Here is a 13,868-nt window from a genome sequence, read left to right as displayed (position 1 = left end):
ATGCTAAAATTGATCCTTGTTCGCCATGGCCAAAGCCAGTGGAACCTCGAAAATCGTTTCACCGGTTGGTGGGACGTCGACCTGACCGACAAAGGCGTTGAAGAGGCGATGGCGGCAGGTGCGTTGATGCAGGACAAGGGCGTATTGCCCACACGCGCCTTCACCTCGTTACAGACCCGCGCGATCAAGACGCTGCATCTGGCGCTGGGCGTGTGCAACCGGTTATGGATCCCTGAGACCAAGGACTGGCGCCTGAACGAGCGCCACTATGGCGGGCTGACAGGTCTCAACAAGCAGGAAACGCGCGAGAAGCATGGCGATGAGCAAGTGCATATCTGGCGCCGCAGCTTTGATGTGCCGCCACCGCCAATGGAGCCGGGCAGCAAGTATGATCCCGGTGCCGATCCGCGCTACGAAGGCATCGATGTACCTTACACCGAAAGCCTGAAGCACACCATCGAACGTGTATTGCCTTATTGGGAAAGCGATATTCTGCCGGTGCTGGCGAGTGGTGAAACTGTGATCATTTCCGCACATGGCAACAGCTTGCGCGCATTGGTAAAGCATCTCTCGCAAATCTCGGATGAGGACATCACCGGGCTGGAGATTCCCACCGGCCAGCCGATCATCTATGACTTTGACGACAACATGGTGCCGAGCGAGCGGTACTATCTGAAAGACAGCTGAGAAAAGCGAGACATATGATGGGGGGCAAGGTCGCAATCATTATGGGCAGCCAGTCAGACTGGCCGACGATGAAGCGTGCTGCAGAGGTACTGGAAGAGCTTGAAGTCGAGCACGAGGCGCGCATTGTTTCCGCACACCGCACGCCCGACCGGATGAGCGCCTTTGCCAAGGGCGCAGAGGGCGAAGGGTTCGATGTCATCATCGCGGGCGCAGGCGGCGCTGCACATCTGCCTGGCATGGTAGCGGCGATGACGCATCTGCCGGTGTTGGGTGTGCCGGTGCAATCCAAAGCTTTGAGCGGGCAAGACAGCTTGCTTTCGATCGTACAAATGCCGGCCGGCATACCCGTCGGCACGCTCGCGATTGGCGAAGCGGGCGCAACCAATGCCGGGCTGATGGCGGCGGCGATCCTCGCACTACAGGATGAAGATTTGTCCGAACGCCTGCAGGATTGGCGCGCGGCGCGCGGCGCGGCGGTGGCGGAACGTCCGACGAACTGATGCCAAGTGCGACAATGATCAGGCCCGGCGGCACTATCGGTATCTTGGGCGGCGGACAGCTGGGCCGCATGATGGCCATGTCAGCCGCACAATTGGGCTGCCGTGTAATCGGCTATTCCCCACCAGGGGACAATGTCGCCGCTGAGGTGTGCCATGACTTCTTCGAGAACGGGTGGGGCGACAAGGCAGCACTCGCGGCATTTGCGTCCAAATGCGATGTCGTGACCTGGGAGTTCGAGAATGTGCCGTTGAGCGCGGTGGCCGCGATCCCGGATAACCTGCTTGTCCCGCATCCGCGCGCGCTAGAGACCGCGCAAGACCGCTTGAAGGAAAAACGCTTTGTCGAAGGGCTGGGCGGCAAGCCTGCACCATATGCGCCGGTCGATTCCGAAAGCGATCTGGCGGCGGCAGTGGAGCGGATTGGTGCGCCCGGGATCCTTAAGACAGCACGTGACGGCTATGATGGCAAAGGGCAGTGGCGCATCGCCTCCGCGCGCGATGCGGAAAGTTTCCGCTTTCCCGGCAAGCCATACGTTTACGAAGGCATGGTCGAGTTCGACGCGGAATTTTCCGTGATTCTCGTGCGTGATGCTGACGGCGAAGTGCGCTTTTGGGATTCGACCGCGAATGTGCATTCTGGCGGCATGCTGGAAACTTCGACACTGCCAGCAGGGGAAGCTGTCGAAGCACAGGTCCAGCAAGCCCGCGAGATCGCCCGGCAGACCGCCGAAGCGTTGAACTATGTCGGCGTATTGACGCTGGAATTCTTCGCCACGAAATCAGGCCCTGTGTTCAACGAGATGGCCCCGCGTGTGCACAATTCCGGCCATTGGACGATCGAAGGTGCGGCCACCAGCCAGTTTGAAAACCATATCCGCGCGGTTTGCGGTTTGCCCTTGGGATCAACCGAAACACGCTTCGCGAATATCGAGATGCGCAATATCGTAGGCGAGGATGCGCTCACCGCCTACGACATCCTTGGCGAGGATACCGAGGCGCATCTGCATCTCTATGGCAAGGCCGAAGCACGCGAAGGGCGCAAGATGGGCCATGTGACTCGCGTGAGCGGTTCGCGAGGCTGATCCGTGGAAGAAGGGCTGTTCCTGATCTATGCGCGCGCCGCAAACGGCACGATTGGCAAGGACAATACACTGCCATGGCACCTGCCAGCTGACCTCAAACGGTTCAAAGCGCGCACGATGAACAAGCCGATGATCATGGGGCGCAAGACCTTCGAAAGCTTGCCGGGCTTGCTTCCCGGTCGCCGGCATATTGTGCTGACTCGTCGCGAACGGTGGGGCAGCGAAAGTGCTGAGGTGGCGCGCAATGTCGAGCAGGCGTTGGCGATGGCGCGCGAGAACAACGAAACCGGGGAGATTGCTGTCGTCGGTGGCGCAGCGATCTACGACGTGTTCCGTCCGATCGCCGAACGGATCGAACTGACGCAGATTCACGCCGAATTCCAAGGCGATACCTTCATGAAACCAATCGGCTCAGAATGGGAAGTCGTCGCACGCGAAGACTTTCCAGCTGACGGCGATTTGCCAGCCTATTCATTCGTGACCTACCACCGCCGCGAGGAGGAGGGTTGATGCGCTGGCTCGATCACCGCGAGACTGTGCCGGATGCGCTGCGCGGCGCTATCATCGCGCTGGGCAATTTCGATGGTTTTCACAAGGGGCACCAAGCTGTTGCCGGAGAGGCGATCAGCTGGGCGCATGCAGAGGGCCGTCCTTCGATCATCGCGACCTTTGACCCGCACCCGGTGCGTTTCTTCAAGCCCGATGTTCCGCCCTTCCGGCTAACCACGCTGGAACAAAGGCAGGAACTGTATCTGGCCGCAGGCGCAACCGCGATGCTGGTGTTCCATTTCGATAGCGAGCTGGCTGGCACCAGCGCGGAAGACTTCATAACAGAGATCCTGATAGATCGGTTCGGCGCGCATGGCGTAGTGACCGGGGGTGATTTCACTTTCGGTCAGGGTGCGAAGGGCAATGTAGAGCTATTGCGCAGCTTTGGCGGCGCCAACGGCCTGCAAAGCCGCGTCGTCGATGTGGTTGAGGACGACAGCGAAACTGTTTCTTCCAGCCGCATCCGCGAAGCTTTGCGCGATGGTGACCCGCAACTGGCGGCCAAATTGCTCACCCGCCCGTTCGCAATCAGGGGCATCGTGGAACACGGGGACAAGCGCGGGCGCGAACTGGGCTATCCGACCGCCAATCTGGTGATCGACAATTACCTGCGCCCAAAATACGGCATCTATGCGGTGACCGGTCGTATTTTGAGCACCGGGGAGATGCTCGAAGGCGCGGCAAGCGTGGGCATTCGCCCGCAGTTTGAGCCGCCCAAGGAGCTGCTCGAGCCCTATTTCTTTGACTTCTCGGGAGACCTCTACGGGCAAGAGATCGAAGTGGCATTTCACCACTTCCTGCGCGGTGAGGCCAAGTTCGACAGCCTTGATGAATTGACCGCGCAGATGGAGAAGGATTGCGCCGAGGCGAAGAGGCTTCTAAGCGCGCGCAACGATGACTGAAAAGCGCGACTATAAAGACACTGTCTTCCTGCCGAAGACTGATTTCCCGATGAAAGCCGGCTTACCTCAAAAGGAGCCGGGCATTCAGGCGCGCTGGCATTCAGAGGATCTGTACAATCAGATGCGCGAGAGCCGCGCGGGTCGTGAGAAGTTCATCCTGCACGATGGCCCGCCTTACGCGAACGGCGATATGCATATCGGCCACGCGCTCAATCATATCCTCAAAGACATGGTCTGCCGCACGCAGAACTTGGCGGGCAAGGATGCGCCCTATGTGCCGGGCTGGGATTGCCACGGCTTGCCGATCGAATGGAAGATCGAAGAGCAATACCGCAAGAAGAAGCTCGACAAGAACGCGGTCGATCCCAAGGAATTCCGCGCGGAATGCCGCGCCTATGCGCAGCATTGGGTCGATACGCAGCGTGAGCAGCTGAAGCGGCTGGGTATCATGGGCGATTGGGACAATCCCTACCTCACCATGGATTTCGCGGCCGAAGGCACGATTGTGTCCGAGCTGCTGAAATTTGCGGAGAGCGGCAATCTCTATCGCGGGTCAAAGCCGGTGATGTGGAGCCCGGTGGAAGAGACCGCGTTGGCCGAAGCCGAAGTTGAATATGAAGATCTGACCGACAGCCCGCAGATCGATGTGGCGTTCGAGATTATCGAGAGCCCGATCAAGGAACTGATCGGCGCGCATGCGGTGATCTGGACGACCACGCCCTGGACGATCCCGGTCAACCAGGCTTTGGCCTATGGGCCGGATGTTGAGTATGTTCTCTTGAATGCCTGCTTTATGCCAGAAGAGCAGGCTCGAGATGATGAAGATTCCGGCTATCGCTTCTACCTTGTTGCTCGTGCGCTAAAGCAGCAGTTCTTGGACCGAAAGCTCGAAGAAATTCGTCGTCTCCAGAATGATACAGGCGCGACATCCTGCTACGATATTGATCAGGAAATCGGGATCAAAGGCTCAGAACTAGCCGGAACCAAAGCCCGCCACCCGATGCACAAACTCGGCGGATTTTACGCGACGCCGCGCCCGTTCCTGCCCGGAGATTTCGTCACCACCGATAGCGGCACAGGCCTTGTCCATATGTCGCCCGACCATGGCGAGGACGATTTCGCGCTGTGCAAAGCGCACGGCATCGAGCCCGTGTTCGCGGTGATGAATGACGGGCGTTATCGCGATGACTGGCTGTGGCTGGGCGGCAATGATGATCGCCGCCGCAGCGTGATCAACAAGCCGTTCAATTCGCCCGAAGGCCCGATCTGCAGCGATTTGCGCGAAGTGGGCGCGCTGCTTTCCGCCTCCGCCGATTACGCGCACAGCTATCCGCATTCCTGGCGCTCCAAGGCCAAGGTCATCTATCGCTGCACGCCTCAGTGGTTCGTGCCGATGGACAAGGACTTGCCTTGGCTCGAGCCCAAGAGCGCCGAAGACAAGAGCTGGGAAGGCGAAGGCGGCGCCATCGATCCGTCTGAAGAGACAATCTGTGCTGCCCCCACATTGCGCGAACGCGCGATGGAGGAAATCGCCCGCGTCCGCTTCGTTCCAGAGAAAGGCCGCAACCGCATCGGCAGCATGGTGGAGGGCCGCCCTGACTGGGTGCTGTCTCGCCAGCGTGCCTGGGGTGTCCCGATCACGCTGTTCGTCAATCGCGAGAGCGGCGATTACCTGCGCGATGAAGCCGTGAATGCACGCATCGTCGCCGCCGTGCACAAGGAAGGCGTCGACGCGTGGGAAGAGGCGCGCGCGCAGGAATTCCTCGGAGCCGATTACAACGCCGACGACTTCGAGATGGTCACCGACATCTTGGACGTGTGGTTTGACTCGGGCTGCACGCACAGCTTTGTGCTGGAAAGTGGCAAATGGCCCGACCTGCAGTGGCCCGCCAATCTCTATCTCGAAGGCAGTGACCAACACCGCGGCTGGTTCCAGTCTTCGCTACTCGAAAGCTGCGCGACCCGCGGCCGTGCACCTTACGACCAAATCCTTACCCACGGCTTCACCATGGATGCCAAGGGCAAGAAGATGTCGAAGTCGCTCGGCAACACCATCGACCCGCTAAAGGTGATGGAGCAATATGGCGCGGATATCATTCGCCTGTGGGCGCTGTCGGTCGATTTCACCGAGGATCACCGCATCGGCGATGAAATCCTGAAAGGTGTGGGCGACCAGTACCGCAAGCTGCGCAATACGTTCCGCTATCTGCTCGGCGCGCTTGACGGCTTTGTTGGCGATATGTGCGATGCCGGAGAAGTGCCGGAGCTGGAGCTCTATGTGCTGGCGCTGCTGGCGGATCTCGACGGCAAGCTGCGCAAGGCGGTCGATGATTACGACTTCAACGCCTACACGCGGCTGCTGGTCGATTTCTGCAATGAAGACTTGAGCGCGTTCTTCTTCGATATCCGCAAAGACACGCTCTATTGCGACGGGCCTGACTCGACGACGCGCAATGCCTATCGCACCGTGCTGGACCTGCTGTTCCATGCGCTGGTGCGCTATGCAGCGCCGGTGCTGGTTTACACCACAGAGGAAGTCTGGAGCACGCGCTATCCCGATGGCGGCAGCGTGCATTTGCTCGAATGGCCAGCGGTGCCGGGCGTGACCGCTGATGGTGAGCGTTGGGAGAAGCTTCGCGATCTGCGTGAGCGCGTGAACGAAGCGATCGAGCCACTGCGCCGCGAGAAAGTGATCCGTTCCAGTCTGGAGGCCGAAGTGAGGGTGCCTGCCAATGCGGTGCCAGAAGGCTTCAGCGATGCAGATTTGGCCGAATTGTTCATCACAGCGTCAGTCACGTGCAGCGATAGCGACAGTGTGACTGTCACCAAGACCAATCATCACAAATGCGGCCGTTGCTGGCGCTTGCTTCCCGAAGTTTCGGAAGATGGCGAGCTATGCGGGCGGTGCGACGATGCTGTCAGCCAAATGGACGCAGCGGAATGAACGAATTCCTCACCCGCAACCGCATGATCGGGCTTGGCATTGCCGCGCTGATCTTTGTCAGCGACCAGTTCATCAAATGGCTGGTAGATGGCCCGCTTGGCCTATCGCGCGAACTCGACAAGATGGATTTGCTGCCGTTCTTTGACCTCACACGGGTTCATAACCGCGGCGTTTCGCTGGGCCTGTTCGAAGCAACCAGCGAAGAAATGCGCTGGATCCTTGTGGGCGTGACTGCGCTGATCGCCATCGTCGTTGCTGTATGGATGTTCCGCGAACGATTGCTGGGTGACATTATCGGCCTAGGCATGATCCTGGGCGGCGCGCTGGGCAATATCGTGGACCGCACGCGGTTCGGCTATGTGCTCGACTATGCCGATTTTCATATCGGGGATTTCCGCCCATTCCTCATTTTCAATGTCGCTGATGCCGCTATCACCATCGGCGTAGTGATAATCCTTGTGCGAAGCTTCTTCGTAAGCGACAAGGAACGTCAAGCTGAACAAATTGCTGAAGAAGGGCCGCGTGCGCGGCCCGTGGAGTGAACACAATGCCTAGCCTAAAGACACCAATTCTCCTGATCGCGACCAGCGCCATGCTGGCCGGATGCGGCGGTGGCGGCTTTTTGAACCGCGAACGACCAGACGAGTTTGCTGTGCAACGTCAGGCACCTTTGGTGGTTCCGCCAGACTTCAATCTTGTTCCGCCAGCTCCGGGTGCACCGCGCCCTGGCGATGGCTCGACGCAAGAACAGGCGTTGGAAGCCCTGTTTGGTGGCCCTGCCCCGCGCAGTCAGGTAGAAACCAGCGCGCTGGACCGCGCGGGCACAGCGGCGCCCGGCATCCGCTCTTCAGTGGGTGACCCGCAGACCAATACGGTCGCCAAGGGCTCTGTTACGCGCGACATCATCGCTGCACCTTCAGGTGCAGGCGCATCAGCGACTGCCGTTATTCCTGGCTAATCAAGAGTTTGTCGATCCGGCGACCGTCCATATCGACAACCTCAAAGCGCCAGCCCTGATCGTGGAAATGATCTCCTGCGACAGGTAGCTGTTTCAGGACTGACAATACGTAACCGGCCGCAGTGCCGAACTCCCGGTTCACGTCATATTCGATGCCCAAACGGTCCGCGAGCGCATCGGCCGATAGCGATCCCGACACCAATAGCGATCCATCCTCGCGCTCGACCAGCAGCGGCGTATCACCTTCATCCTGATCGCTGGCAAATTCGCCGGCCATTGCGGTGAGCAGATCGACCGGTGTGATGATACCATCCAGATGGCCATATTCATCATGAACCATCGCCATTGCGACTTCAGATTGTTGGAGCACGCGCAGCGCGTCCATGGCATCAAGCTGATCGGGGACGACTTCCGCTTTGCGCATCAGCCGCTTCAAGGACACCTTCTCTCCCGCCACCAGCGCGCCAAGAACTTCGCGCACTTTCACAACGCCCAGAACATTGTCGGGCGATCCGTCCGCGATTGGCAGCAAAGAATGCGGGCTGTCTTCGATTGCCTGGCGGATCGCTGCTTCGTCCGCGCTGACATCGATCCAGTCGAGCTCAGTACGCGGCGTCATCAATTCGCGTACTGGCCGTTCTGCCAAACGCACAACACCGGTCAGGATCTGATGCTGATCTTCCTCGATCGTGCCTGAACGCGTTGCATCAGCGAAGATCATATGCAGTTCTTCAGCGGTCACAGACGACTGCCCACCCGGACGCACGCCCAGCAAACGAATCAGCAAACCAGACGATGTATCCAACACCCAGACGAGCGGCGCGGCAATTCTGGCCACAAGCGCCATAGGGCGCGACATTGCTACCGCGATCGGTACGGCATGCCGCAAGGCCAGCTGCTTGGGCACAAGCTCGCCTACCACGAGGCTGAAATATGTCGTCAGCGCGATCACAAGCGCAAACCCGGCATCACCGGCCCATTCAGGCGGGACGCCCAAGGCCAACATCCGCTCGCCCACTGGCCCGCCCAGACTCGCCCCAGAATAGGCACCGGCGATAATGCCCACCAGTGTGATCCCGATCTGCACGGTCGAGAGAAACTTGCCGGGATCAGCCGCCAACTGCAGCGCAACCTTCGCACCGGCCGAGCCTTTGTCTCGCTTGCCCTTCAGGCGCGCAGGCTTAGCCGATACAATCGCCAGCTCGGACATGGCAAACACGCCATTGAGCACGATCAGGCAAGCAATAATGAGGGCTTCAGGCCAAGGAAACGGTGTCACGCATAAACCGCTAGCACAAATCAGCGCGCTTGCCAGCTTCATTGCGCAGCAAGCCTTAAGCGCCTAGAAACTGTGGCATTAGCGATCTCTGCTTTGGGGGAAGTTCGGTCGCTGGGGGCCGATTCGGCAATCCGCCGATTTGATGCAGAGGAGAATCTTGATGAAAACATCACGAATTATGCTTTCGAGCCTGGCGGCGGCATCGCTGTTGGGCACCAGTGCCTGTGTCACGGACCCCAACACCGGCGAGCGCAAAGTCTCACGCACAGCCATTGGCGGTGTCGGGGGTGCAGTTCTGGGCGGGCTGCTTGGCGGCGCAATTGGCGGCAAGACCGGACGTATTGTCGGCGCGGTGGCTGGCGGCGCAGCGGGCGGTTACGCCGGCTACACAATGGATCAGCAGATCAAGGAGCTGAAAGAAGAGACCGAAGGCTCTGGCGTTGAAGTCACTGAAGTCGACAATGGCGAGGCGATCTTGCTCAACCTGCCTGACAATGTGACATTCGATGTTGGCAGCGCGACGCTGAACCCCGGCTTCCGTAGCACGCTAGACGGCGTAGCGGAAAATCTGGTGCAGTATCCCAACAGTCTGATCGATGTGTATGGCCACACCGACTCGACCGGTTCGGATGCATTCAACCAGACATTGTCAGAGCGCCGCGCGCAAACCGTTGCCAACTACCTTCAGTCGCGCGGCGTCTCGCAAGCGCGAATCCGCTGGCAGGGCTTTGGCGAGACTTTGCCGGTCGCATCGAATGACACTGCAGAAGGCCGCGCGCGCAATCGCCGGGTCGAGATCAAGATCATTCCGTTCGACGAACAGGATGTGCGGGAGGCGCAACCCCAGCAGAGTTACTAAGCCTACAGCTTTTGAAACAAGCGAAGGGCCGGCCTTAGCGCTGGCCCTTTGTTGTTGGGGCCAGTTCCGCTGCGCGATCCGCTAGTCGCGCGACTGCATCGCCATGAATCTCAGGGGCACAAACCAGAACGCCAAAGGCGCGCGGATCGCGTTTGTTGTAGGCGAGCGGCCCGCCGAAAGCGTCTGTGACTTCTGCACCGGCCTCACGCGCGATCAAGGTTGCCGCGGCAATGTCCCACTCATAGCCCCAGCGCAGCGTTGCGACCAGATCCGCCTCGTCCGCCGCAACCATCGCAATCCGCAAGGCAATCGAGTTTGGCTTGTCGACCATAACAAGATCGCTGTCTGCTTGCGGCAATTGGTCAATTGGAACGCGCGCACCCGAAAAAATGGCGCGCCGCGATGCGCGCAGTGCCGCTCCGTTGCACCACGCGCCTTTGCCTGCGACGCTTAGCCACTCTTCTTTGCGGGCAGGTGCGCACAACATGCCGATAAGCGGTTTGCCTGAGCTGACCAACGCTACCGACACACACCAGCCGGTGCGCCCGCGCACAAAATCACGCGTGCCGTCGATCGGATCAACCAACCAGATCAAGCCACGATTCAGGCGCTCGGGCGCATCTCCGGTCTCCTCCGACAGCCAACCGGCGGAAGGCAGCAACGCGCCCAGTTCGCGCTTCAGGAATGCATCAACCGCCAGATCCGCCTCGCAAACGGGCGATCCGGGTTCCTTCTCCCAACTGTCCAGCGCATGTCCATTACCCGGCCACAGATCACAAGCGATCCGGCCAGCTTCACGGACAATGGTTTCGAGGCGGTCGCTATCGATCAAGACTATGAATTACCCCTTAAATTGTCAGTCTTGGCACTGCACGTCCAAAGTCTGCTTTTCAAGGCGGCGAAACCATGCTTAGGCGCTTTGCGAAACATTCCAGCGGAAAGCCTCAAGCAAAGGAAACGGCCTCCCTATGAATATCCACGAATACCAGGCAAAAGAACTTCTCGCGAAATATGGCATTGGCATCCCTGCCGGCCACGCTGCGCTCACAGTTGAAGAAGCTGTTGAAGGCGCAAAGAAACTGCCCGGACCGCTTTATGTCGTGAAGGCGCAAATCCACGCGGGTGGCCGCGGCAAGGGCAAGTTTTCGGAGTTGGGCCCGGACGCAGGCGGCGGTGTTCGTCTGGCAAAAAGCATTGAAGAAGTCGAATCGCATGCCAAGGAAATGCTCGGCAACACGCTGGTGACCATCCAGACGGGCGACGCCGGCAAGCAGGTCAACCGCCTGTACGTTACCGATGGTGTTGATATTGCTAAGGAATACTACCTGTCGATGCTGGTCGACCGAGCATCGGGTCGCGTTGCGATGATTGTCTCGACCGAAGGCGGGATGGACATTGAAGATGTAGCGCACAATACGCCGGAAAAGATCACCACGATCACTATCGACCCGGCCCAAGGCTTCATGCCGCATCATGGCCGCGCGGCTGCCTTCGCACTCAAACTGACCGGCGATCTCAACAAGCAGTGCCAGAAGCTGACCAAGCAGCTCTACACAGCCTTTATGGATCTCGACATGGAAATGCTGGAGATCAACCCGCTGGTCGAGACCGAGGATGGCCAGCTGCTGGTGCTCGACACCAAGATGAGCTTCGATGGCAATGCGCTGTTCCGTCACAAGGATGTCGAAGAACTGCGCGACGTAACCGAGGAAGATCCCGCTGAAGTCGAAGCGAGCGAGTATGACCTCGCTTACATCAAGCTGGACGGCAACATCGGCTGCATGGTCAATGGCGCAGGACTTGCCATGGCGACGATGGACATCATCAAGTTGAACGGCGCCTTCCCGGCGAACTTCCTTGACGTGGGCGGCGGTGCGACAACCGAAAAGGTCACTGCGGCGTTCAAGATCATCCTGAAAGACCCGGCAGTCGAAGGCATCCTGGTCAATATCTTCGGCGGGATCATGCGCTGCGACACGATTGCGGAAGGTATCGTGATTGCGGCCAAGGAAGTCGACCTAAGTGTACCTCTGGTTGTTCGCCTCGAGGGCACCAATGTCGAGCAAGGCAAGGAGATCCTCGCCAATTCCGGCCTGCCGATCGTTCCGGCCGATGATCTGGGCGATGCCGCGAAGAAGATCGTGGCTGAGGTGAAGCAAGCGGCTTAAGCGTCAAATTCGCGAAGTATTTGAAAGGCCCTGCCGGCATTCGCTGGCGGGGCCTTTCTTTTGGGCGGCGCTACCGCGTCGGCCCGGGTTCAGGCAAAATTGGTGGAGCTCCGTCCATGTATGTCAGCCAGTTTTGCCAGATTGTGTACGTGCGCCGGTCGGTCATAGCGATCTTACAATCAAGAGCCATCGCGCCCCTTATTGTTCCACCTTTCCAATTCTCATAAACTGCATCGCATTCACTTTCACGATACGCGACAAAGGTGTCGTCGCCTGCCTTGATCTTAGCCACGAGAACCGATTCGTCTTTTGCCCGCTCAATCGCCGCGGCGAGGTAACGAGCGAGATGGCCGTCTGCACGCGTTAGAGTCGCCGCAAGGCATTCGTTTATTTCTACGGTGGAAACAGCATCGAGACAGCGCTCAATGGACGACGCACCCGGCCCCGCCATTCGGTCAAACCGAAAACTCAGCTCCCCACCGGATTGCATCCGTACAGCAGCCACCAGCCCTTCGCCCGGATTATCCGGATCGGCACAGCGCAGTGTCAGCGCGTTGAAATAGGCTGCACAAGGCTCGATAGCGACGAGGCGAAAGGTGAGCATATCATCCTTCTCTTCCCAGCCCGTCAAGTCGGCATTGAAGTGCTTTAGCTTGAGCGCAAGGCTGCCGTCCTGAGGCAGAATGTACATGTGCTCAGAGAACATGATCGCGCCTTCGGTTGTCTCCTGCACAAAGGCGCCCACCATCGTGCCGCCAATCGGCGATAGCCAGCTTTCCATAGCGGGCGCGCCTTGAATGCCTTCGCCTGCCCATTGACCCACGAGCCAGTCCAGCTGGCCGATTGTGGCAGGCGGTGAAACGAAATCCTTCTCGCCTATTCGCGTTTCCATCTGCGGTTCTTCGCTCGCTACAGGTGCGGCCGAAAGCGCCGCAGCCATAACCAGCATCATACGCTTGCTCAGTTTCATCGCCTTCTCCCGATCATTCCGCAGGCTATCCCTGACCAAATGGCTAGTCCAGCTCGGCGGAACGAATCCTTGACCTGAAGCGCTGAGACGGCGAGTGACAGTCGCGCATTTTTAGAGATTCTCGAGGCCTTGCCTGACTTGACGTTTACGTAAACGCAAGCTAGGTGAGCACCGCGCTATTCAAGAGGAAGGAAATCCCATGAAAATCCTCGTCCCCGTCAAGCGGGTGATCGACTACAACGTGAAGCCGCGCGTCAAGGCGGATGGTTCAGGCGTAGACCTGGCCAACGTCAAGATGAGCATGAACCCCTTCGATGAAATCGCCGTTGAAGAGGCGATTCGTATCAAGGAAGCTGGCAAGGCAGAAGAGATCATTGCAGTCTCTGTCGGCCCGGCCAAGGCGCAGGAAACGCTGCGTACCGCGCTCGCCATGGGTGCAGACCGCGCGATTCTGGTCGAGGTGGAAGACGGCGTTGATGTAGAGCCGCTCGCGGTTGCGAAAATCCTCAAAGCCATTGCTGAGGAAGTAGGCCCAGGCATCGTGATGCTCGGCAAGCAGTCAATCTCTGACGACAGCAACCAGACCGGTCAGATGCTCGCCGCCCTGATGGGCCGCCCGCAAGGCACCTTCGCCAATACCGTTGAGGTGGATGGCGACAGCGTGATTGTGAAGCGCGAGATCGACGGCGGTCTGGAAACCGTAAAGCTCTCGCTGCCAGCGATTGTTACCACTGACTTGCGCCTCAACGAGCCGCGCTATGCTTCGCTGCCGAACATCATGAAGGCGAAGAAGAAGCCGCTCGATACGAAGAGCCCGGCTGACTACGGCGTGGACATCACCCCGCGCCTCACCACCACCAATGTCTCCGAGCCGCCGGTTCGCCAGGCCGGTGAAAAGGTCGAAGATGTTGATGCTCTGGTCGCCAAAATCAAAGCGCTCGGCATCGCGTAAGAAACCCGGACAGGAAAG

The 13,868-nt window shown here is 59.1% G+C and carries 14 protein-coding genes; 11 read left to right on the top strand and 3 right to left on the bottom strand.

Annotated elements, in window-relative coordinates:
* The 8 genes from gpmA to QQX03_RS02405 are packed head-to-tail and all read left to right on the top strand — an operon-like array spanning position 1 to position 7,622.
* The gene (gene gpmA / locus QQX03_RS02440) at positions 1-687 is read left to right on the top strand and encodes a 2,3-diphosphoglycerate-dependent phosphoglycerate mutase (protein WP_285976297.1); all 687 of its coding nucleotides are present in this window, start codon (positions 1-3) and stop codon (positions 685-687) included.
* A 17-nt stretch (positions 688-704) separates the two neighbouring features.
* Entirely contained in the window at positions 705-1,187 is a 483-nt protein-coding gene (gene purE / locus QQX03_RS02435) for a 5-(carboxyamino)imidazole ribonucleotide mutase (protein WP_285976940.1), read from the top strand.
* Positions 1,188-1,201: 14 nt separating this feature from the next.
* Positions 1,202-2,269 carry a 5-(carboxyamino)imidazole ribonucleotide synthase gene (locus tag QQX03_RS02430; RefSeq protein ID WP_285976296.1) on the top strand — a complete coding sequence of 356 codons (1,068 nt, stop codon included), beginning with the start codon at positions 1,202-1,204 and terminating at the stop codon, positions 2,267-2,269.
* A 3-nt stretch (positions 2,270-2,272) separates the two neighbouring features.
* Positions 2,273-2,779, top strand: coding sequence for a dihydrofolate reductase (locus QQX03_RS02425; RefSeq protein WP_285976295.1), 507 nt, complete (start codon positions 2,273-2,275; stop codon positions 2,777-2,779).
* On the top strand, positions 2,779-3,720 hold the full coding sequence (locus tag QQX03_RS02420; protein ID WP_285976294.1) for a bifunctional riboflavin kinase/FAD synthetase: 942 nt from the start codon (positions 2,779-2,781) through the stop codon (positions 3,718-3,720). Before QQX03_RS02425 ends, QQX03_RS02420 begins: the two co-directional genes overlap by 1 nt.
* Complete coding sequence (gene ileS / locus QQX03_RS02415; RefSeq protein ID WP_285976293.1) at positions 3,713-6,664, top strand: isoleucine--tRNA ligase; 2,952 nt, start codon at positions 3,713-3,715, stop codon at positions 6,662-6,664. Before QQX03_RS02420 ends, ileS begins: the two co-directional genes overlap by 8 nt.
* Positions 6,661-7,206 carry a signal peptidase II gene (gene lspA, locus QQX03_RS02410; RefSeq protein WP_285976292.1) on the top strand — a complete coding sequence of 182 codons (546 nt, stop codon included), beginning with the start codon at positions 6,661-6,663 and terminating at the stop codon, positions 7,204-7,206. Before ileS ends, lspA begins: the two co-directional genes overlap by 4 nt.
* 5 nt (positions 7,207-7,211) lie before the next feature.
* The gene (locus QQX03_RS02405) at positions 7,212-7,622 is read left to right on the top strand and encodes a DUF3035 domain-containing protein (RefSeq protein ID WP_285976291.1); all 411 of its coding nucleotides are present in this window, start codon (positions 7,212-7,214) and stop codon (positions 7,620-7,622) included.
* Here the strand turns inward: QQX03_RS02405 and QQX03_RS02400 are convergent.
* The gene (locus tag QQX03_RS02400) at positions 7,609-8,901 is read right to left on the bottom strand and encodes a hemolysin family protein (RefSeq protein ID WP_285976290.1); all 1,293 of its coding nucleotides are present in this window, start codon (positions 8,899-8,901) and stop codon (positions 7,609-7,611) included. The two genes, QQX03_RS02405 and QQX03_RS02400, sit on opposite strands and share 14 nt — an antisense overlap.
* A 160-nt stretch (positions 8,902-9,061) precedes the next feature.
* Here QQX03_RS02400 and QQX03_RS02395 point away from each other — a divergent pair, with 160 nt between their 5' ends.
* Positions 9,062-9,760, top strand: a complete 699-nt coding sequence (locus QQX03_RS02395; RefSeq protein ID WP_285976289.1) for a YiaD family glycine zipper/OmpA-like lipoprotein — start codon at positions 9,062-9,064, stop codon at positions 9,758-9,760.
* Between the two features lie 34 nt (positions 9,761-9,794).
* Here the strand turns inward: QQX03_RS02395 and QQX03_RS02390 are convergent, their stop codons facing one another.
* Positions 9,795-10,592 carry a 3'(2'),5'-bisphosphate nucleotidase CysQ gene (locus QQX03_RS02390; RefSeq protein ID WP_285976288.1) on the bottom strand — a complete coding sequence of 266 codons (798 nt, stop codon included), beginning with the start codon at positions 10,590-10,592 and terminating at the stop codon, positions 9,795-9,797.
* A 136-nt stretch (positions 10,593-10,728) separates the two neighbouring features.
* On the opposite strand from QQX03_RS02390, the gene sucC reads away from it, so the two are divergent.
* Positions 10,729-11,928: an ADP-forming succinate--CoA ligase subunit beta gene (sucC, locus tag QQX03_RS02385; RefSeq protein ID WP_285976287.1), complete on the top strand. Its 1,200-nt coding sequence runs from the start codon at positions 10,729-10,731 to the stop codon at positions 11,926-11,928.
* 70 nt (positions 11,929-11,998) lie between these two features.
* On the opposite strand, the gene QQX03_RS02380 is transcribed toward sucC, so the two are convergent.
* Positions 11,999-12,898, bottom strand: a complete 900-nt coding sequence (locus QQX03_RS02380; RefSeq protein ID WP_285976286.1) for a DUF6265 family protein — start codon at positions 12,896-12,898, stop codon at positions 11,999-12,001.
* Positions 12,899-13,097: 199 nt separating this feature from the next.
* On the opposite strand from QQX03_RS02380, the gene QQX03_RS02375 reads away from it, so the two are divergent.
* Positions 13,098-13,850 carry an electron transfer flavoprotein subunit beta/FixA family protein gene (locus tag QQX03_RS02375; RefSeq protein ID WP_285976285.1) on the top strand — a complete coding sequence of 251 codons (753 nt, stop codon included), beginning with the start codon at positions 13,098-13,100 and terminating at the stop codon, positions 13,848-13,850.
* Positions 13,851-13,868 lie beyond the last annotated feature (18 nt).

The sequence above is a fragment of the Altererythrobacter rubellus genome (genome assembly GCF_030284385.1).
In the GTDB taxonomy this organism is placed as follows: Bacteria; Pseudomonadota; Alphaproteobacteria; order Sphingomonadales; family Sphingomonadaceae; genus Erythrobacter; species Erythrobacter rubellus.
This window is presented reverse-complemented; position numbering and strand designations above follow the sequence as displayed.